This is a genomic window from Microcoleus sp. Pol11C3 (assembly GCF_036701485.1).
Classification (GTDB): Bacteria; Cyanobacteriota; Cyanobacteriia; order Cyanobacteriales; family Microcoleaceae; genus Microcoleus.
Genome location: NZ_JAUBQW010000068.1, coordinates 14,215 through 33,466, shown reverse-complemented (window position 1 = coordinate 33,466; position 19,252 = coordinate 14,215). Strand labels below are relative to the sequence as shown.

14 protein-coding genes are annotated in these 19,252 nt (G+C 43.7%); 5 read left to right on the top strand and 9 right to left on the bottom strand.

What is annotated here, in order from left to right; all coding sequences use genetic code 11:
• Both QUA40_RS16565 and QUA40_RS16560 read right to left on the bottom strand, forming a co-directional pair.
• Positions 1 to 620: HAMP domain-containing protein (locus QUA40_RS16565; protein WP_333127665.1), on the bottom strand; the 620-nt coding region annotated here is incomplete at its 3' end.
• A gap of 529 nt (positions 621 to 1,149) precedes the next feature.
• Positions 1,150 to 3,258, bottom strand: coding sequence for an FAD-dependent oxidoreductase (locus tag QUA40_RS16560; protein WP_333127663.1), 2,109 nt, complete (start codon positions 3,256 to 3,258; stop codon positions 1,150 to 1,152).
• Positions 3,259 to 3,418: 160 nt separating this feature from the next.
• Here QUA40_RS16560 and QUA40_RS16555 point away from each other — a divergent pair, with 160 nt between their 5' ends.
• The 3 genes from QUA40_RS16555 (at position 3,419) to QUA40_RS16545 (ending at position 5,645) form a co-directional block, all read left to right on the top strand.
• Entirely contained in the window at positions 3,419 to 3,931 is a 513-nt protein-coding gene (locus QUA40_RS16555; RefSeq protein ID WP_333127661.1) for a hypothetical protein, read from the top strand.
• A gap of 92 nt (positions 3,932 to 4,023) precedes the next feature.
• The gene (locus QUA40_RS16550) at positions 4,024 to 4,788 is read left to right on the top strand and encodes an aldolase/citrate lyase family protein (RefSeq protein WP_333127659.1); all 765 of its coding nucleotides are present in this window, start codon (positions 4,024 to 4,026) and stop codon (positions 4,786 to 4,788) included.
• Between the two features lie 188 nt (positions 4,789 to 4,976).
• A complete protein-coding gene (locus QUA40_RS16545) occupies positions 4,977 to 5,645 on the top strand; it encodes a 2OG-Fe dioxygenase family protein (RefSeq protein ID WP_333127657.1) in 669 nt (222 codons plus the stop codon).
• Positions 5,646 to 5,768: 123 nt separating this feature from the next.
• Here the strand turns inward: QUA40_RS16545 and QUA40_RS16540 are convergent, their stop codons facing one another.
• Complete coding sequence (locus QUA40_RS16540) at positions 5,769 to 6,260, bottom strand: hypothetical protein (RefSeq protein ID WP_333127655.1); 492 nt, start codon at positions 6,258 to 6,260, stop codon at positions 5,769 to 5,771.
• Between the two features lie 409 nt (positions 6,261 to 6,669).
• On the opposite strand from QUA40_RS16540, the gene QUA40_RS16535 reads away from it, so the two are divergent.
• A complete protein-coding gene (locus tag QUA40_RS16535) occupies positions 6,670 to 12,006 on the top strand; it encodes an ATP-binding sensor histidine kinase (protein ID WP_333127653.1) in 5,337 nt (1,778 codons plus the stop codon).
• 43 nt (positions 12,007 to 12,049) lie between these two features.
• Positions 12,050 to 13,582 carry an ATP-binding protein gene (locus QUA40_RS16530; protein ID WP_333127651.1) on the top strand — a complete coding sequence of 511 codons (1,533 nt, stop codon included), beginning with the start codon at positions 12,050 to 12,052 and terminating at the stop codon, positions 13,580 to 13,582.
• A gap of 556 nt (positions 13,583 to 14,138) precedes the next feature.
• Here the strand turns inward: QUA40_RS16530 and QUA40_RS16525 are convergent.
• From QUA40_RS16525 to QUA40_RS16500, 6 genes are all read right to left on the bottom strand, one after another.
• Positions 14,139 to 14,552, bottom strand: a complete 414-nt coding sequence (locus QUA40_RS16525) for a nuclear transport factor 2 family protein (RefSeq protein WP_333127649.1) — start codon at positions 14,550 to 14,552, stop codon at positions 14,139 to 14,141.
• A 76-nt stretch (positions 14,553 to 14,628) separates the two neighbouring features.
• On the bottom strand, positions 14,629 to 15,471 hold the full coding sequence (locus QUA40_RS16520; RefSeq protein ID WP_333127647.1) for a Uma2 family endonuclease: 843 nt from the start codon (positions 15,469 to 15,471) through the stop codon (positions 14,629 to 14,631).
• Between the two features lie 75 nt (positions 15,472 to 15,546).
• Positions 15,547 to 16,542, bottom strand: coding sequence for an AEC family transporter (locus tag QUA40_RS16515; RefSeq protein ID WP_333127645.1), 996 nt, complete (start codon positions 16,540 to 16,542; stop codon positions 15,547 to 15,549).
• Positions 16,543 to 16,916: 374 nt separating this feature from the next.
• The gene (locus QUA40_RS16510) at positions 16,917 to 17,123 is read right to left on the bottom strand and encodes a glycogen debranching protein (RefSeq protein WP_333038077.1); all 207 of its coding nucleotides are present in this window, start codon (positions 17,121 to 17,123) and stop codon (positions 16,917 to 16,919) included.
• A 320-nt stretch (positions 17,124 to 17,443) separates the two neighbouring features.
• A complete protein-coding gene (locus QUA40_RS16505) occupies positions 17,444 to 17,929 on the bottom strand; it encodes a GNAT family N-acetyltransferase (RefSeq protein WP_333068810.1) in 486 nt (161 codons plus the stop codon).
• 176 nt (positions 17,930 to 18,105) lie between these two features.
• Positions 18,106 to 19,179, bottom strand: coding sequence for an RNA polymerase sigma factor, RpoD/SigA family (locus QUA40_RS16500; protein WP_333127644.1), 1,074 nt, complete (start codon positions 19,177 to 19,179; stop codon positions 18,106 to 18,108).
• Positions 19,180 to 19,252 lie beyond the last annotated feature (73 nt).

Sequence of the window (19,252 nt, the reverse complement as noted above, 5' to 3'; positions counted from 1 at the left end):
TTCCGCACTTGTGCTGTTAAATTCCCGGCCATCGAGTTAACTGAATCCGTTAAATCTTTCCAGGTTCCTGCAACTCCCCGCACTTCCGCTTGCACGCCTAATTTGCCTTCCGTTCCTACTTCCCTAGCCACCCGCGTTACTTCCGACGCAAAGGAACTCAACTGGTCTACCATTGTGTTGACAATTTGGGCTGTTTGGAGGAATTCTCCTTTGAGGGGTCTGTCTTCTATTTCTAAGGCGATGGTTTGCGATAAATCTCCTTTTGCTACAGCCCGAATTACTCTAGCGGTTTCAGAGGTTGGTTGTACTAAATCTGTAATTAGGGTATTGACAGAATTTACGCTAGCTGACCATGAGCCCTCGGCGCTGCCGATGGTGGCCCGCTGGGCGATTTTGCCTTCTTTACCTACAACTGTGCCAATTCGGTCGAGTTCGGCCGCCATTCTCTCATTGAGCTCGATAATGTCGTTAAGTTCGTCAGCAATTTTCCCCGCTAGACCGGTCTGGTCTATGGGCATCCGAACTGAAAAGTCCCCTTTTTTAACAGCTACTAAGGTTCTGAGTAACTGTTTGGCATAACCATTATTTGAATTGGCGCGTGTTATCTGTGCAGTTGACATGACCGTTACCTTTGAGTACCTTTGAGGAGTTTGAAGGGGTTTCCCGCTGCTTCAGGGTTGATGGTGCAAGACATCTGGTCGAAGTGCGGGTTCAGGTGGCAGCAACCCTAGCTCTAATGAGTTTTTGGGGATGGTATTGCTATTATCGGACTAAAGTAGTGGCTGATTGCTTCTGTCAAAAGGTGGATGACAAATTAGTGTTTATTATTGTAATAGGTTTGACATTAGACCGGGAGCGAAAATAAAGTCAAGCGCTAGAGGATGCTTACTCGACAAGAGCTTTGATGTACGATCGCACCTAAAAGCTTCCCCTTCCCCCAGATTAAAAAAAGTCGGCTATTCAATTACCCTCTTGAGGTTTGAAATTGGGTTCTGGAATAATTGGAGACACCATAGGTAAGTCAACAAACCTTGTTAAACCATTGGGAAAGTCGGAAGCCCGGACTGCGCCTGTCGCTTCCGACATCCCGCGGCAGTTTATAGGGTAAGGTGCGCGGCCCAAGAGCACCCTACAGATTACCAAGTGCGATTATTTCCAATTTTGCCATGAACTATTGAAGATAGAAGTACCCGGAAAGGCGATCGGATTGGCATTTTGTTGCAACCGCAACTGCAACACTTCCAAGTTCGGCTCGCGGGCTGGCAATTCGTCCACTAATTCATAAGGTAAAATCCCATTTTCTAGGGAAAAAGCAGCCGTAACTCCCGCCGCCGCACCGGCTGACCATTCAAAAGAATGCACTCGATAAGCAGCCGCTGCCGTATGACTAACAGCAATACTTTTACCTGCCACTAACATATTGTCAATCTTTTGAGGAATCATTGCCCGCAGCGGAATTTGGAAGGGATAAGCTTGCCCTTGAGCTTTGCGAGTGCCTTCGCGTTCGGTATTTCCCGGTGCTTCCGGCGGGCTGTTGGTCATGCAAGGGTGAAAGTCGATCGCATAATGACCAATACCCACAGAATCAGGATAAATTGTAGCGCGCGATCGCGATTTTGTATCCTCTACCGATTGACTTCCCACAGCCAAAGCCGGCGCATTCAAACCACCCACAGCCAACCACAAATTCCGATACTCTTCCTCCGACAAATTCTGGCGGTAAAAATCAGCCGTAAAGTCAGTACGAGACATATCAACTTCCCACACCGTAAAACCTTGAGGCTGATTGAAACTCGGCCGCCCAATAATACGCCTGCCCTCCCGCATATAAGGATATTTAGAAAGTCCGTGCACCGTCCCCATCGGCGAATCCAAACCGCTCAAAAAACGATTGTTTGGATTAGGCTTTTTCACTCCCTCTCCTAGCTGCGAGTCAGTAGTTCCTGTTACCAGCCAGTAGAAAAATCCTTTGGCATTTTCCTCTCCCTTTCGCAAAGTTTCCGTTCGCAAACCGCCCATCCATCCCCCCGGTTGCAGTTGACCGGACTCTTGCAACTGCTCGCGAGAATAAATTAAATTATCCTCGGCAGAACCGGGACGATAGTCATTGCCCCAAGTCCAGTTTTGCATCGAAATATCCCCCGGATAAATCGGGAATTGCTTCGGGTCTGAAGGTCGCTTTTCATCCGGTCTCATGCTCCTGATTTGGCGGTAGGTGAAAACTAAGGGAAAGCTCGCCAATCTCTGCAATTCGTAGCTGTAGTAAGGAGCATATTGTTGATAAAAAGACGGCACTTGATGCTGCTGCGGTTCCTTCGTTGCCTGCATCGCAAATGTGTAGGTAAAACCTTGAGTGCAGTAAGCGTCGCCGCTGGCGCTGGGGGAAGAAGGTTCGAGAGGGGAACGCGGGTCAATTCCGAGGCGATAAGGAACATCCGCAAGTCCGATCAATTCGCCTGTTTCGGTGGCATCTACAACGTACCAATCAGCACCCCGTCGTAAAGGGGGGGAACTTGTGGAATTCGCCCCCCTTCTGGAGTTAGGAGGGGTACCAGATGCTTTAGGAATAAACTGAATAATAGTTTTGTTAAATCGCGGAGAATTTTCGTAGCGATAGGCATCTTCGATAGTCTGAGAAAGAGTTTCGGTGTTGATTGGCGGGGTGTTGGCGGCCGGTTTATGTTGAATGGCGATCGCACTTTTAATTTGTTGGCCACCAACCGTATTCCCCGCCACAGCAGGAGTAATTTCTAATTCTTTAATAACCGTATTGGGAAACCATTTCAGAGTGCCTTTGCCTTTTCTAGCGGCATCCTGCAAGATGTTAAATAGAATTTTGTGACCGTCGTAGGGCATGAAACACGAAGAGCTAACCCAACAGCCTCCGGGGTTTAGCCTGCCGTAATGTTCCTTGATCCGCCGCCGCAATTCTAGGTAGCCGCGGGGGTAATATAAGAGCGATCGCTGAGTCTCTCTTTCATCGAGTGCGGAAGTTCCCTGGGAGGAAATTTGACCGCCTACCCAGTCAGTAATTTCAGTGAGGCAAACTGTGCGCCCCGCCAGCAAACCTTCGTAAGCGGTAGCAGCACCTGCGAGTCCGCCGCCTGCTACTAGAATGTCGCAAGTTTCTGCATTGTCCCGATTGCGACCCGGTGCGGCAAATACTGGCGAAATGCTCCCTATCGCGGAAATTATGCCGAGGCTGAGGCTAAGGATCGATCGACCTTTGAGCAAAAATAGATACTGTCTAAGTTTCATCAGAGATTGTGGAATTAATTTTGACATCAGCGAAAAACACTCATCCCATCTAAATGTTTATTTTGCAGTATACTGGTATTTCGCGGTATTGTCAGGGAAAACTTTTTTAGAGAAGAGGCATTAATACCAGCAACAACTATTGAACAGCCGGATGAACCTTATGCTCAAGATCGTCAAGTTTTTTAGGTTATTTATTCCTTTTGAGAGTTTAACAATTACTACCAGTTTAAGTTTTTCGGAAGTTGTGTCGAGGTTGGAGGAAGTTGTCGCTCCTCCCAAACTTTTGAGAATAACTCTACCCTTTGGCCCGCCACCTGCCAAACCCTATGAAGGAACTATTTCTGGCAAGAGATTCAAAATCAATCGCATCATCATCGGTCGCAATTCATTTATGCCAATTATAGAAGGAGATATAAATAATCACAAGTTCGGTTGTTACATAAAAATTCGGATGAACTTACATAAAATAGTTCTAGGATTTCTGATTCTTTGGCTGTGGACAACTGGCAGTATTGGAATGTTTTCTTTATTTGCTTGGTTAGTCGAACCCTCCGTGGGAGCAATATTTTTACCAATCTTAGGAATGTTTATTTTTGTCTGGCTTTTGTGCTTGATTCCATTTAAGATAGAAGCAAAAGCAGCTACAAAATTTTTGTCTATTCTCTTAACATAAAGTAATTTAAGGGTGCAACTTTGGATCTATATTATTTAAAATAATCCGCGTTCATCCGCGTTCATCTGCGGTAAAAAAAAAACTCCCAATTTATGCGTCAAAACCAACTGAAACAAAAAATTAAACAAGGCGAAACAGTCCTCGGTTTATTTATGAACTGTGCTTATCCCGCATTCATGGAAATATGCGGTCACGCTGGATTTGATTTTGCGGTTATCGACATGGAACACGGGGCCCTGAACCCGCTTGCTGCTGAAGATTTGTGTCGCGCCGCCGACTGCACCGGAATTGCACCCATCGTTCGCGTCCGCAAAAATGACGGGCCGCAAATTCAACGAGCTCTCGACATTGGCAGTGCAGGCGTTCAAGTACCTCAAATTGAAAGCAAAATCGATGCTGAAACCGCTGTCAAAAGTGCTAAATACAGTCCTCTGGGCACGCGAGGCCTTTCCTTCGCTACGCGGGCCGGACTTTACACCGCTGCAGGTACAAATATCACCGACAAACTCAACGAAGAATCCTTAGTTGTGATTCATGTCGAAGGCAAAGGCGGCATCGACAACCTGGCAGAAATTGTTACTGTGCCAGAGGTGGACGTGATTTTTCTGGGGCCTTACGATCTGTCACAGTCGATCGGCATTCCCGGCCAAGTCCGCGATCCCCGAGTCATCGACATGATGCAGGAGGCAGTGCAAACCATCCGCAAAGCAGGCAAAGCCGCGGGTACTTTTGCCGAAAACCCCGAAATCGCCCAGCAGTGGATTGATGCTGGCGTTCAGTACGTCGCACTTGGGGTCGATGTTGCCGTTTTCCTGCGGGCCTGTCAGTCGCTGGTGAAAGCAGTTAATCGATTTTAGATTTTAGATTGGGGATTTTGGATTAAAAGAAGAACCAGCCCCCGGATTCACCTTGCAAGCTTTACGATATCTTTGCAATTTTTGTAGTGGCTTTTACGACACATACAAAAAACCTGCGCTAGAGTAGAAGCATACACCTCCTCCAGGCAAAACTAGGGAGGGGAGCAAGGCTTCAGGGAGTAAAATTTATGAAAACCGTATTAGAATCCATTCATTTGGATTATGCTTTCATGTTTACTTTCAAAAAAGTAAACTCGATTAAGCTCGAAGGTTTCAAGGAATTTTTTGACGATATGCCTGTCGATCCGTATGTGAAAGGTAAGTATCGTTCGAGAAGATTGTCGCGGTTTACAGTCAACGGAGATGAGTTAGTTAAGTTACCTCACGGCTATTTGTATCAAAGCAAAACATACAATCCGCTAGTGGGTGATATCAGGCGGGAATTTGCCGAATTGGACGATCGACTAATCGCCCTCGATAATTTCAAACAGATGATTTTTGCTTTTTTCGATTCCTGCAAAATTCACCCAGAAGCTGAAATCGGCATCCATCAAATCAGGACGACTTGTTCGCCGCACAATTTCGGCAACCCCGCACCGGAAGGTATTCACCAAGACGGTACTGATTTTATCGGCATCTTCTCGGTTGACAGAACTAATATTGTAGGCGGGGAAACGCATTTGTACTTGGCTAAAAAAGAGAAGCCTGTTTTTAATAAAATTCTGCATCCGGGAGAATTGCTGCTGGTTAATGACCACGAGTTTTTCCACTTTACTACACCCATTAAACCGGAATCGGAAGGGGTGGGGACTAGGGATGTCTTTGTGCTGACTTCTCCGAGTTTGCTTTGCGATTGAGGATACAGTCTTGGACACATAACCTAATGATGTAGGGTGCGTACTCCGCACCTTACTTCGATTACCGATTACGGCATCCCACAGAGCACCTTTTGGTTGCGCCCCCACCCATCTCGATCATGGTTAATGCTTGGGAAAATCCATTCCTGAAATGGATATTCCTTCCATCTTCTGCACATATCGTCCTTGAGCCGCTACACATTCTGCCATTTTTTTAGCTTGTATGGGTTGACTGCTTCGATCGGGGGAGATACCTCTATACTCCCATATACCGCTGCGACTGCCGCCAGAGAATGCTTTGCCATTGTTTTTTAATACTAGCTCTGTGCCAGTTGCATCAATATAGAATTTCCCATTTTCCAAAGATACGCTGCTAATTGTGATAGATTCGACTCCTTTGTAGGGATTTGGAGGGCCATCGACGATCTTGATGCAGATTCTATTGTTTTGATGTGCAATCTCTCTACGGGAGTTATTGAATGCTGTTCCTTGAGCGTAGTAAACTCCTGTCGGTAAAATTGTAGAGCCCTGTTGATTACTTTGAGCAGAGGACAATGATGAGATTGACAGAAGGATAGAACTAATAATTAGTGTTTCGATCGCCAAAAATTTCATTTGCAACAAAACTCCATTAAAATTGTTTTTTTAGATTATAGTCGATCGCAGATGCTCTATAAACTTCTTTATAGTTGTTGCAAAAGTAAAATTCACCCCCCGCCAGTCTGCCCATATCTGGCTATGGATATAGTAACTATAACAAGCCGTACAAATGTCCTATGAAGGTCAACGCCGATCGCCCTTCACTCTGTTTTGGTTGCTTTTGGAGGAAACTGTATAGCGATCGCACTCCTAACATGAATCTTTATTTGTATTTTTTTTAAGAAATGTTAACAAATAATTTATTAAGTAAAGCTTGAGTTTTGCTTTAAAGTGTAGAGTAGAATTAATTATTAGAGCATACATCTACTACCAATTGACACTTCCTAAAAAACTTGTGTATTAATATTTAAGAGAGACTGCAAGGATGATTAACTTAGCCGGCTACGAAATCACCAGCCAAATTCATGAAACTAACAATTCTTTAGTTTACCGAGGACTGAGAAAGCAAGACAACCAACCGATAATTCTCAAATTTCTCAAGCAAGATTATCCGATGCCAGCTTCGTTAGTCAGATACAAGCAGGAATACGAAATTACACGCAATCTTAACCTAGAAAGTGTGCCGAAAACCTACAGCTTAGAAAGATACCAGAACAGTTTGGTTATTATTTTCGAGGATTGTGGGGGAGAATCATTAAAGCTCTTGTTGGCTTCGCAAAAACTTACCTTAGAAGATTTTTTATTAATAGCTATTAAAATAACCAGAGCTTTAGGTCAAATTCATCAACATAACATTATTCATAAAGATATCAATCCCAGTAATATTATTATTAACTCGACAACAGGGGTAGTTCAAATTATAGATTTTGGCATCTCTACTGTTTTAACTCGTGAGAATCCTACCCTAAAAAATCCTAATGTTTTAGAAGGCACTCTGAGCTATATATCGCCAGAACAAACAGGCAGAATGAACCGGGCGATCGACTACCGCACTGATTTTTACTCATTAGGAGTCACTTTTTACGAACTGCTAGGGGGACAACTACCCTGCGATTACAGCGATGCAATGGAATTAGTCCACTGTCACATTGCTAAACAAGCAGTCCCGCCCCATAAAATCAATCCAGAAATCCCTAAAGTTGTTTCTGATATTGTGATGAAGCTGTTAGAAAAAATGGCTGAAGCTAGATATCAAAGTGCTTGGGGAATCATCGCAGATTTAGAAGAATGCCTGGAACAACTACAGGCTACAGGAACGATTGTAGATTTTCCAATCGCCCAAAAAGATATTACGGATAAGTTTCAAATTCCGCAAAAACTCTATGGTAGAGAACGAGAAATTGAAACCTTATTAGCAGCCTTTGAGCGCGTGAGCAATGGCACAACAGAAATTATGTTAGTGTCGGGTTACTCGGGAATTGGCAAATCTGCATTAGTACAAGAAGTTTATAAACCGATTACTAAAGCGAGGGGTTATTTTATTGCCGGGAAATTCGACCAATTTCAACGCAATATCCCTTATTCGGCTATTGTTAAAGCTTTTCAGTCTTTAGTCAAGCAACTACTAACAGAAAGCGAAACCCAACTCAATAGCTGGAAAGAAAAACTTTTAGCGGCTTTTGGCGATAACGGTCAAATAATTATAGATGTCATTCCCGACGTAGAACTCATCGTCGGCAAACAGCCACCTGTCCAAGAATTAGGTGCTACAGAAGCGCAAAACCGTTTTAAATTAGTCTTTCAAAAATTCATTCGGGTATTTGGATCTATCGAGCATCCCTTAGTCATTTTTCTAGACGATTTGCAATGGGCTGATTCAGCTACTTTAAAACTGTTGCAAGTAATGATGGCAGATGAGGAAACAAAATACTTATTTCTAATGGGTGCTTATCGAGATAATGAAGTGAGCCAGACGCATCCTTTAATAATGACTCTGGAGGGGCTGCAAAATCAAGGTGCTACTATTAACCACATTACCTTAACTCCCTTAGATATCGAACATATTACTAACTTGATAGCTGATACTGTGCGTAGGGATAGAGGATTGGTCATGCCCCTAACCGAGTTAGTAGTCAGGAAAACTCAAGGCAATCCTTTTTTTGTTAATCAATTTCTTATAACTCTCTATGAAGAAAACCTCCTTAATTTCAATTTTCAGCAAAGAAATTGGGATGGGAATATTTTAGAAATCGAAGCGGTAGATATTACCGATAACGTCGTTGAGTTGATGGTCTTAAAATTGAGAAAGATGCCAGCTTCAACTCAGCGTGTATTACAGTTAGCAGCTTGCGTTGGTAATAGTTTTGACTTAAATACTCTCTCGATTGTCAATGAAAAATCTACCGTAGAAACGTTTCAAGAGCTATTGCCAGCCATCCAAAATGGATTAATTTTAGCCACTTCTGAGTTAGGAGCAACGGAAGAAGAGATAGTTAAATCTCATCTGGTCATTACTACTTATAAGTTTTTGCACGATCGCGTGCAACAATCCGCCTATGCTCTGATTGAAGAACGTTCTAAAAAAACAGTTCACTTGCAAATTGGTCGCTTGCTGTGGCAAAACACCTCGTCAGAAATGCGAACGGAAGAAATATTTGCGATCGTCGATCATTTGAATCTAGGAATTGAACTGGTTAGCGACAAATCCGAACGGACTGAAATTGCTAAACTCAATTTAATTGCCGGTCAAAAAGCTAAAGCAGCTACAGCCCATGAGTCGGCTCTTAAATATTTGCAAGCAGGGTTGGGACTGTTAGTAGAAGATAGCTGGACTTATCAGTATAAATTAACATTAGCGCTGCATGAGGAAGCAGCAGAGGCAGCTTTTTTGAGCGGTGATTTTGACCGAATGCAGAGATTCGTTGAGATAGTACAAAACTCCGCCAAAACGCTGCTGGATCAAGTGAAAGTGTATGAAGTCCAGATGCAAGCTTACACGGGGCAGAACAGGATGCTAGAAGGCATTGATACAGCGCTACAAGTTTTAAAACTGTTAGGGGTGGAGTTTCCATCTCAGCCCAACCCCTCAGATATTGGGCACGCATTGGCGGAAACGTCGACAATTTTAAGTGGGAAGCGAATTGAGGATTTAGTTGACCTGCCTCAAATGAGCGATCCCTATAAACTAGCAGCCATGAGACTTTTGTCAAGTATTTTTGGTGCTACATACATTGCTGCTCCTACACTGGCGCCCTTGACGGCGTGCAAACAAGTACAATTATCCGTCCAACATGGGAATGCTTCCGTTTCTCCCTTTGCTTACGCCAATTACGGTTTTCTTCTTTGTGCAGTTGTGGAAGATATGGATTCAGGTTATCAGTTCGGTCAATTGGCTTTAACTCTATTGTCAAAGTTAAATTCTCAAGAAATTAAAGCCAAGACAGCCTGCGTAGTAAATTTGTTTATCCGACATTGCAAAGAGCATCTCAGAGAAACCTTAGAGCCTTTGGTGTCAGCTTATTCTAGCGGAATGGAGACAGGAGATTTAGAATTTGCAGCCTATAATTTATTCCAGTATTCCTGTTCAGCTTACTATAGTGGCAAAGAACTGACTGTCCTTGAAAGAGAGATAGCAAGAAACAGAGATGCTATTGATAAAATCCAGCAAAACAAAACCCTTAATTATATAGAAATTTATTGGCAGGCTATCTTGAATATGCTGGGAAAAAGTAAAAATTCCTGTATTTTAAAGGGTGAAGCATACGATGAGCATATCAAGTTGCCAGTTTCCCAGCAAACAAATGACAAAGTGGCAGTTGCTTACATATATTTAAACAAGTTTTTACTTTGTTATTGGTTTGAAAAATACTCAGAAGCGATTGATAATATCGCTATAGCAGAGAACTATTTAGATGCAGTGGTAGGAATGCCCGTTGTTCCTATTTTCCATTTTTACGATTCTTTGGTGCGGTTGGCGGTGTATCTTGAGACTCCACAGTCAGAGCAACAAAGCATTCTTGACAGAGTACAAGCCAATCAAGAAAAAATGCAAAAATGGGCGCATCATGCCCCAATGAATTATCTGCACAAATTCTATCTAGTGGAAGCAGAAAGACATCGAGTTTTGGGTCAAAAACTAGAAGCAATGGAGATGTATGACAAAGCCATTGCTCTAGCTAAAGAAAACCAGTACATCAACGAAGAAGCACTCGCTCACGAACTTGCTGCCAAATTCTACCTGTCATTGGGTAAAGAAACGATCGCCCAAGTTTATATGCAAAACGCTCATTATAGCTACCAACTCTGGGGCGCTCTAGCTAAAGTTGAGGATTTAGAAGAAAAATACCCCCAATTCCTAGCCAGAACATCAGCCAAGACAACAACTCAAACAAATAACCGCACAACGATTAACGCTACTACCAGTAGCAGCAATTTGGGAGATACACTAGATTTAGCCACAGTCATGAAAGCTTCTCAAGCGATTTCAGGGGAAATTGTTTTGAGTAAGTTGCTGGAAAGGTTGATGAAGATTGCGATCGAAAATGCGGGTGCCGAAAAAGGCTTTTTGATTTTAGAAAAAGCGGGAAATTGGGCGATCGAGGCAGAAGGTTCTGTTAAGAAAGATCAAGTTAGCGTGCTGCGATCGCTTCCCCTGAATGCAGAAGCTGCTTCTGGGGAAACGCCAAAACTGGCAAGTGCGATCGTCAACTACGTCATCCGCACCCAGGAAAATGTGGTTTTAAATAACGCCACCCAAGAGGGACAATTTACCCGCGATCCTTATATTGCAGCAACTCAACCGAAATCGATTCTCTGCACTCCTTTGCTGCACCAAGGCAAGCTGACAGGTATTCTTTATCTAGAAAATAACCTCACAGAAGGGGCTTTTACTACAGATAGGCTAGAGCTGTTAAAATTGTTATCGGCCCAAATAGCCATTTCCATTGAAAATGCCCAACTCTACAATAACTTGCAGGAGTTTAATCAAAACTTAGAGCAATTAGTGAGCGATCGCACTCAAGAATTATCCAACACGCTGGATGCTTTAAAAGCGACTCAAAGTAAGCTAGTCGAATCGGAAAAAATGGCATCGCTGGGAGGATTAGTCGCTGGTGTTGCCCATGAAATTAATACACCCGTCGGCGTCGGCGTCACTGTTGCTTCCGCTTTGGCAGAACATACCACAGAATTTGCCTCTATTTATAAAAGTGGCAAAATGAAACGCTCGGAATTAGAAGAATTTTTGGAGATAGCCACCCAAAGCAGCAACAGCCTTCTAATTAATCTTAATCAGGCTGCGGCATTGATTCAGAGCTTTAAAGAAGTGGCAGTCGATCGCTCTAGCGAAGAACGACGAACTTTCGGCATCAGAAATTATCTGGATGAAATTTTAATCCAATTAAAACCAAAATTGAGAAATAGCAAACATTCGATCGAAATTAAGGGAGACACCAAGATTGCCATAGATTCTTATCCAGGTGCTTTATCACAAATTGTCACAAATTTACTGATGAACTCTCTGATTCATGCTTACGAACCGGGCGAATCTGGTCAGCTCGTTTTTGATTGGCAGCAAGATGAGGAGCAACTTTGCTTTGAATATTCCGATGATGGTAAAGGCATTCCTCCAGAAAATTTAACTAAAATTTTTGAGCCATTCTTTACTACCACACGCGGCCAGGGAGGTAGCGGATTAGGATTGCATATTGTCTACAATTTAGTTACCCAAAAACTTCTGGGTGAAGTAGAATGTAAAAGTGAGGTTGGAGTAGGCACCAAATTTATTATTAAGCTACCCGTCCAAATCGATTCACAACCGTAGTTTCCCAAATCCAAAGTTCAGTAATAAAGAAAGGTGAGCAGCAATGGACAAGAATATTTACGGCTTTTCAAATGAGAAGTCATCTGAAGAAGTGTTATTTGCTGAAGAAGTTAACTCAGATGAGGAGTTATTTTTTGCCGATGAAAAATCGGAAGATACCCCCACTGAAAGCTGGAAAATTTTGATTGTAGATGATGAGGCTCAAGTTCATACAGCTACGAATCTCGCCTTAAGAAAGTTTGTTTTTGAAAATAAATCCTTAAAGTTTATTAGTGCTTATTCCGCTACAGAAGCTAGACAGTTAATCCAAGAACATCCGGATGTAGCCATCATACTGCTTGATGTAATTATGGAAACGGATGATGCTGGCTTAGAGTTTGTTAAATATGTCCGCCAAGTGTTAGGCAATCAGTTAGTGCGAATTATTTTACGCACGGGCCAACCCGGACAAGTACCAGAAAAAAGCGTTATTATCAATTACGATATTAATGACTATAAAACGAAAACTGAATTAACGACCTCAAAGCTATACACTACGATGCTTACAGCTTTGAGAAGTTTTTGTCTAGGTCATAAATTGCAGTCGGAAATAGAGCGGCGCGAACAAGTAGAGAAATCACTCCGTATCAGTGAAGAAAAAGAACACCAAAAAGCTCTTGCTTTAGAGCATTTTGTCAAAGAACTGCAAGAAACACAACTCCAGCTAATTCAAAGTGAAAAAATGTCTAGTCTCGGTCAATTAGTTGCAGGTGTAGCTCATGAAATTAACAATCCGGTTAACTTTATTTACGGCAATCTCTCCTATGCTAAAGATTATATTAAAGAACTCATCTATCTGTTGACTCTCTACCAACGGCATTACCCACAACCAAAAGCAGAAATTCTCAAGGCGATAGAAGATGGAGAGTTGTCATTTATCAAGGACGATTTGCCAAAGTTGCTTTCTTCCATGCAGTTAGGAATCGAACGCATTCGCATTATTGTTGAGTCTCTACGCAATTTTTCGCGGTTGGATGAAACAGAAATCAAATCAGTAGATATCCACGAAGGTATTAATAGCACCTTGATGATTTTACAGCATCGCCTCAAGGCTAAGTCAGATCGTCTTGCTATTAACGTGATTAAAGACTATGACGCATTGCCGCTTGTGAACTGTTATGCCGGTCAGCTTAATCAGGTGTTTATGAACCTTTTAGCGAATGCTATAGATGCTTTGGAAGAGCGAGCAAGTAGAGAAAATGGTACAGTTTTTCACCCCCAAATTTTGATTCGTACTGAAGTCGTACCGGGCACTTCGCATGACAAAATTAGCACGGGTTCAGGCATTCGGGTAACAATTGCTGATAATGGTATTGGCATGAATGATAAAGTTCGTTCTAAACTTTTCACTCCCTATTTTACTACTAAGCCAATCGGAAAAGGTACAGGGATGGGGTTGTCAATCAGCAGAAAAATTCTGCTAGAAAAACACTGCGGTCAATTGCACTGTATTTCTACGCCCGAGCAGGGAACGCAGTTTATTATTGAGATGCCGACTATCTGTATAGTAACCAATGTCGCGGTATCTATGGTGTAGGAAACTCATTGGGCGGAATTCATCCTAGAGCACTTTTCAGTTGCAGGGGAGACATCAGCAGTAATTCCGAAAGTTACCCTAACCGGCTTAGACAAAAAGTGAAGCCAAAATGGCTTAAAGCCTAGATAGAGAAAGACTTTTACCTCGAATGGGCATGAATCTAATATTTACCAGAAAGAATTGGTTTAAAGCCTCTCCCTGATGGGGAGAAATTAAAAAAAGACTATTCATTACTCCAATCCTCTTCCTTCCAGGTAGAGGTCGCTATTAACTGTCAACTCTCAACATTCAACAGTCAACTGAAAAGGGTTTCAGGCATTTTTAGATCCTCAACCTCTTTCCCTTGCAAAGCAGAGGTGTTCAGCCCCTTTAGGGGCGAGAAAAGGTCTAAGTCCCATTAAGCAATTCACAGATAATATCGTTTCCGGCTGCATCGGAATAATAAAATCGAGTCAACAGTTAACACTCAACCATTCAGTTTTTCGACCCCTCCTTCTACAGTCAACACTCAACACTCAACAATCATGTATGAGTGCAACCGGAATTGATATAACTCCTATCGAAACTTCCGTTCAGACTCTTGAATGGGAACATCATTAATGCTAGCTTCTCGTCTTCGCATTAACCCATTTTCGGCAAATTCCCACTGTTCATTACCATAGGCGCGATACCATTCGCCAGAATCATCGTGCCACTCATACTCAAAGCGAACAGAAATCCGATTGTCTGTAAAACTCCACAGTTCTTTCTTTAAACGGTAATCTAATTCCTTTGCCCATTTTCTTGTTAAGAAAGCCTTGATTTGTTCGCGTCCGCTGAAGAATTCGGCACGGTTTCGCCACTGAGAATCTTCCGTATAAGCTAAGGCTACTCGTTCTGGATCGCGGGTATTCCAGGCATCTTCAGCAGCTTGAACTTTGGCTTTAGCCGTTTCCAGCGTAAAGGGCGGTAGAGGTGGTTTAGTTTCCATCAGCTTTGTTTTTTGTGATTAAAAAAGATCAGGTGCGGGATGCTCGCGCTATAGAGAGAGTTTTGGGAATTTGATATCAATCCTCAGCATCGGGATCGATTCCCATTGCTCGCAGTCGATCGGCTAATTGGGAGGCTTTTCGCTCTGTTTGTTCGGCTCTTTGCCGTTCTTGTTCGGTTCTTTGCCGTTCTTGTTCGGTTCTAGCCCGCTCAATTTCAACTTGTTGGGAGCCAGTTAACAGCAAATTCCCCTGGGAATCCCACCACCGCAGCCAAAGCAGTTCTTGATTTTGATAGCTTCCCTGCCACAGTCCCAATTCTACATCTAATACAGGAATCGGATAGTGACCGCGTTCGTTTGGCTCCATCCTTCGATACACATAATCTATCAGGTGATAGACCTCTAAATTGCCAGTTCTCATTTCATAAATGCCGTAGTAAGGAATGCGGATAATTCTCTCGTACACCCAAAACTTACCGGGTTTAGTTGTTGTACCGTCGGCCGCTACAGACAGCGGAGTACGTGAAGCGAAGCTATCCCGAAGGGAATCGCGCTCTTCCTCTCCATTACCGCTAGCAAATTCTAAAGCAATGAACGGAGCCATGTGTTCCCGCCAAAGTACATAAGAACGGCGAAAATCGTCAAGTGTTGCCGGTACATTCGGCACGTAAAACCAATCCGGTGCTTCTGCGCCTCGCTCTGGCGGGTCAGTTTCTCGCCAGTAAATGCCGCAATCTTGCCCGATCGCATATTGTCCGTCTGGATGCAGCCACTCTACAACCGACCCGATCGAATCTGTCAGAATGATGCTCTGGGGATGCTCCTGAAAATTTTTGACAAATGTACCGTCTTCGTCTGGCAATTGGTTATGGTCGGGGAATGCAGGAGGCAGACCTGTAGCAGTTATTGTCTCATTCATCGTCGTTTTCCATGCAGTTATTGTTCATTGTACTGCGAAATTTTAGAGCCATCGGATTTGAAAGTTTAGCTAATATTAACTAAACCCAGCTAACCACAGCGGAAGCATCAACAGCAACCCGACAGAAGTGATGGCGATGCTGCTAGCTAACAAATCGCGATCGAGCTCGTAGACTTCTGCTAAAATCAGCACCGAAAGAGCTGTGGGCGTTCCCGACATCAACACCAACACCAACCTCGGATCGCCGCTCAATCCGAAATAACTAGCACCCAGTCCGATCAGCACCGGCACAATTACCACTTTTAACAGCGACGGGATTAACGCCAGTTCAAAACTTTCCCATTTCTTAATAGACCTCAGCCGGATGCCAACCAGCAGCAAAGCACTGGCAATTACCACCCAAACAGCAGTCTGCAATCCCGATTCCACTGTCTCGGGCAGGGGGATGTTTCTAGTAAAAAAACCAATTAAAAAAGCCCACAGGGCGGGAACTGTCAGCACGTCCCGAATCTGAGTCCACCAGTGATTTTTTTGCTCGGAGTTCCCAAAATAGCTAGCAATAAATACACCGAAACAATAAGTTCCAATAACGTTGTTAGTGACGCTGTATAAGACAGCCCAGTTGCTGTTATCGGTGCTGATGATAGACGGAGTAATTGCTAATCCAACAAAGCCCGTATTCCCTAACATCGCAGCTAGGATAAAACTCCCTTCGCTCGATCGCTTCAGGGAATTAAAATTTAATAAAAATAAATTTACCAGAGAATTTTTGCCCTGAAAATAGGGCTTTTTGACGTGGGCCGCACTCAGCCTACGCAATAATACCCAAGTCAGCCAAGCAAAACTCGTACTCAGAAATAACACGAATATGGCGATCGCCGGCGTGAATCCCACAGCACCCGAAAAATCGCTTTGACGGGCTAAAACTAGAATTTGCAGCGGTATCCCAATCCAGAAAAGAAAGTGGCTCAGCAGCTTGGGAAAATCAACTGGGATGTACCGAAACAGCAGCAGTCCTAAGCCCGTCCAGATAACTAGAGGGGTATAAGCGTGAAATAAGGTTTCAATCATAAAAATTTAACTAGACAATTGGAAATGCCTCTATCTATTAATAGTAATGCTAAAATCCGTTTAAGAAATGCGAATTGTCGTTAGCGGAGCCCTCGAAGAGGAGCGCACTTGCCCGCTTTTTCGTCCTAGCGTGTTCGCAGCACTGCTGGCCCGAAAAATTCCGCCCAAATTCCCGCACCTTCCCGGGCACAATCCTCAGACTGGCCGCCCCAAATGCTTGCAGCTTTTTGCCTTCAGATTCACACAACCTCTGTTAATTTGACCAATGTGCGATCGAGTTATCTTGCGTTGGACGAACAGACGTGGAAAGTTTTCCTGCCGTTTCGAGCGAACGGAAACAGGGGGAGACTAAAGCGCCTGATGACTTGCACTCATTAATTCAATTTCAAAGCATTAACAGGCACCTCATCCCAAGAACTAACAGTCCGCAAAGTAGCAACCCAGCCCTGCTGTTTTTGCTCTGCCGTCAAATTCTTCTCAAAAGATTCGTGGCAATCCTTCGCTTGAGTCTCATCGCAACAAGCAATGCAAGAATAAAGAATACCCGACGGATCGATTTGCTCGTTTACCCAAATAATCACGATCTACTCTCTCAATCAAAATCTACTGCTACTTAAATTTTCCTATATTTTTGTCAATTAATTAGGTCGGTATTAATTAACCCGAGTGTGGCATTTTAGGTTAACAGGCAAGATGCCTGTTCCACACACAGGCAAGAGGCCTGTTCCACAACAGATGAATTTTTTGTGGGGTGGGCTAGAAGCCCGCCCTGAATTACGCCAGATGCCTGTTCCACTAACTAACAGGCAAGATGCCTGTTCCACACACAGGCAAGATGCCTGTGCCACAACAGATGAATTTTGGCTGGGGAGTAGGGGTTGGGCACGCGAGCCCGCCTGAATTACTTGGATGCCAAAGTTGCCAAAGACTCGCCCGCAACCCGGCAAATCCGCCAGTCGGGCATCACATCAGCACCTATACCCTTGTAAAATCCGATCGCCAATTCATTCCAATCCAAAACACTCCATTCCAAACGCCCGCAGCCCCTTTCAACCGTCAACTGCGCTAAATAAACTATCAAAGATTTGCCAATTCCCCGCCCTCGAAACTCAGGGATCACAAACAAATCTTCTAAATAAATTCCCGGCTGAGTCAAAAAAGTAGAATAATTGTAAAAAAACAGCGCCCAGCCCACAACTCGATTTTCGCACTCTGCTAAAATCGCTTCAGCAAAAGGTCGATCGCCAAACAAATGATTCTCCAAATCCACCGCATTACCAGTAACGGCATGAGATAATTTTTCGTACTCAGCTAAAGCTTTAATCAAATCAAACAGCACCGGCACGTCGGCGCGGGTAGCTGGGCGCAAAATTACCTCAGAAGACATAAATAAGTAAGTAGTACGCGACAATCAACACTTAAAAATACCACATCAAGACATTTTTAATTTGTAATTTTTAATTAATTTTTTCCACATTAAACCAGCATATTTACGGTGGCCTCGGAGTGCCACCCCACAATAATTTTAAGATTTTTCAAAATGCCAACTCAATGTTTTTTAGTTTATTTTAACCAGCCCTTCAATCGTTCCGTCACTTGAGGGCGGCGCAGCTTTCGCATTGCCTTATTTTGAATTTGACGGACTCGTTCGCGGGACAAATTGAACAAACTGCTGACCTCTTCTAAAGTATAAGGTTCGCCGGTCAGCAAACCGTAACGCATAGCAACAATCTCTTTTTCCCGCTCAGTCAAAATACTGTCCAACACCTCCAAAATATCTTGGCGCATCATCATCTCATTCATCTGAGCTTCGGGAGATTGCGTCGCGTTATCTTCGAGAACATCCAAAAGTTCCGAACTTTCTTCTGAGCCGATGCGGTGGTTGAGAGACAAAGATTGCCGACGTACTTGCTGGAGGTAGCGAAGCTGTTCGCAAGTAACTTGCATTTCTCTAGCGAGTTCAGTTTCACTGGGATTGCGTTGAAGAGAACGCCTCAAATCTCGATAAACTTTTTTGAGTTTATTTAACTGTTCGACAATGTGAACAGGCAAGCGAATGGTCCGCCCTTGATTGGCAATTGTCCGGGTAATTCCTTGGCGAATCCACCAATAGGCATAAGTCGAAAACTTGTAGCCCTTCTCAGGATCGAACTTTTCGGCGGCCCTGTTTAAACCCAAAGCTCCTTCCTGAATTAAATCGAGAAAAGGCACGCCCCGATTGAGATAGCGTTTGGCAATCGAAACCACCAAGCGCAAATTCGAGCTGATCATTTTCCGTTTCGCCGACTGACACTGGTGGCGAAGCTGTTGCAGTTGAGTTTCGCTTATCCCCAAAGCTGCCGCGAGTTCAGCTTTTGTCGGCACTCTGTCCAATTCCTGCTGCAAACGCTGTTCTAGTTCTTGAAGGGCTACCAATTCTTGAACGCGGCGCGCCAACTCTACTTCTTCGGCTGCTGTCAGTAGAGGATACCGGGCCATTTCCTTGAACAAAGCTCCCACTGGATCGTCGGCAGACCAGTTGTTGTATGCTGACGACCGAGTTACCGTCGGACGATCGATCTCGGTGTCTTCATCTTCTGCGATCGCGAATGAGGCTTCGGGTGCCACCGCAAAACTGCCTAGGTCAGATTCTGCCATATCGTGCTTGGTGTCGGTGGAATGATTTGAAAAGTATCCCTTAACTTTAACCAATTTAATCGGAAATTTCCGA

Coding starts and splice junctions, on each gene's coding strand:
- QUA40_RS16560 (WP_333127663.1), bottom strand. CDS start 3,258: ATGAAACTTAGACAGTATCTATTTTTGCTCAAAGGTCGATCGATCCTT.
- QUA40_RS16555 (WP_333127661.1), top strand. CDS start 3,419: ATGCTCAAGATCGTCAAGTTTTTTAGGTTATTTATTCCTTTTGAGAGT.
- QUA40_RS16550 (WP_333127659.1), top strand. CDS start 4,024: ATGCGTCAAAACCAACTGAAACAAAAAATTAAACAAGGCGAAACAGTC.
- QUA40_RS16545 (WP_333127657.1), top strand. CDS start 4,977: ATGAAAACCGTATTAGAATCCATTCATTTGGATTATGCTTTCATGTTT.
- QUA40_RS16540 (WP_333127655.1), bottom strand. CDS start 6,260: ATGAAATTTTTGGCGATCGAAACACTAATTATTAGTTCTATCCTTCTG.
- QUA40_RS16535 (WP_333127653.1), top strand. CDS start 6,670: ATGATTAACTTAGCCGGCTACGAAATCACCAGCCAAATTCATGAAACT.
- QUA40_RS16530 (WP_333127651.1), top strand. CDS start 12,050: ATGGACAAGAATATTTACGGCTTTTCAAATGAGAAGTCATCTGAAGAA.
- QUA40_RS16525 (WP_333127649.1), bottom strand. CDS start 14,552: ATGGAAACTAAACCACCTCTACCGCCCTTTACGCTGGAAACGGCTAAA.
- QUA40_RS16520 (WP_333127647.1), bottom strand. CDS start 15,471: ATGAATGAGACAATAACTGCTACAGGTCTGCCTCCTGCATTCCCCGAC.
- QUA40_RS16515 (WP_333127645.1), bottom strand. CDS start 16,542: ATGATTGAAACCTTATTTCACGCTTATACCCCTCTAGTTATCTGGACG.
- QUA40_RS16505 (WP_333068810.1), bottom strand. CDS start 17,929: ATGTCTTCTGAGGTAATTTTGCGCCCAGCTACCCGCGCCGACGTGCCG.
- QUA40_RS16500 (WP_333127644.1), bottom strand. CDS start 19,179: ATGGCAGAATCTGACCTAGGCAGTTTTGCGGTGGCACCCGAAGCCTCA.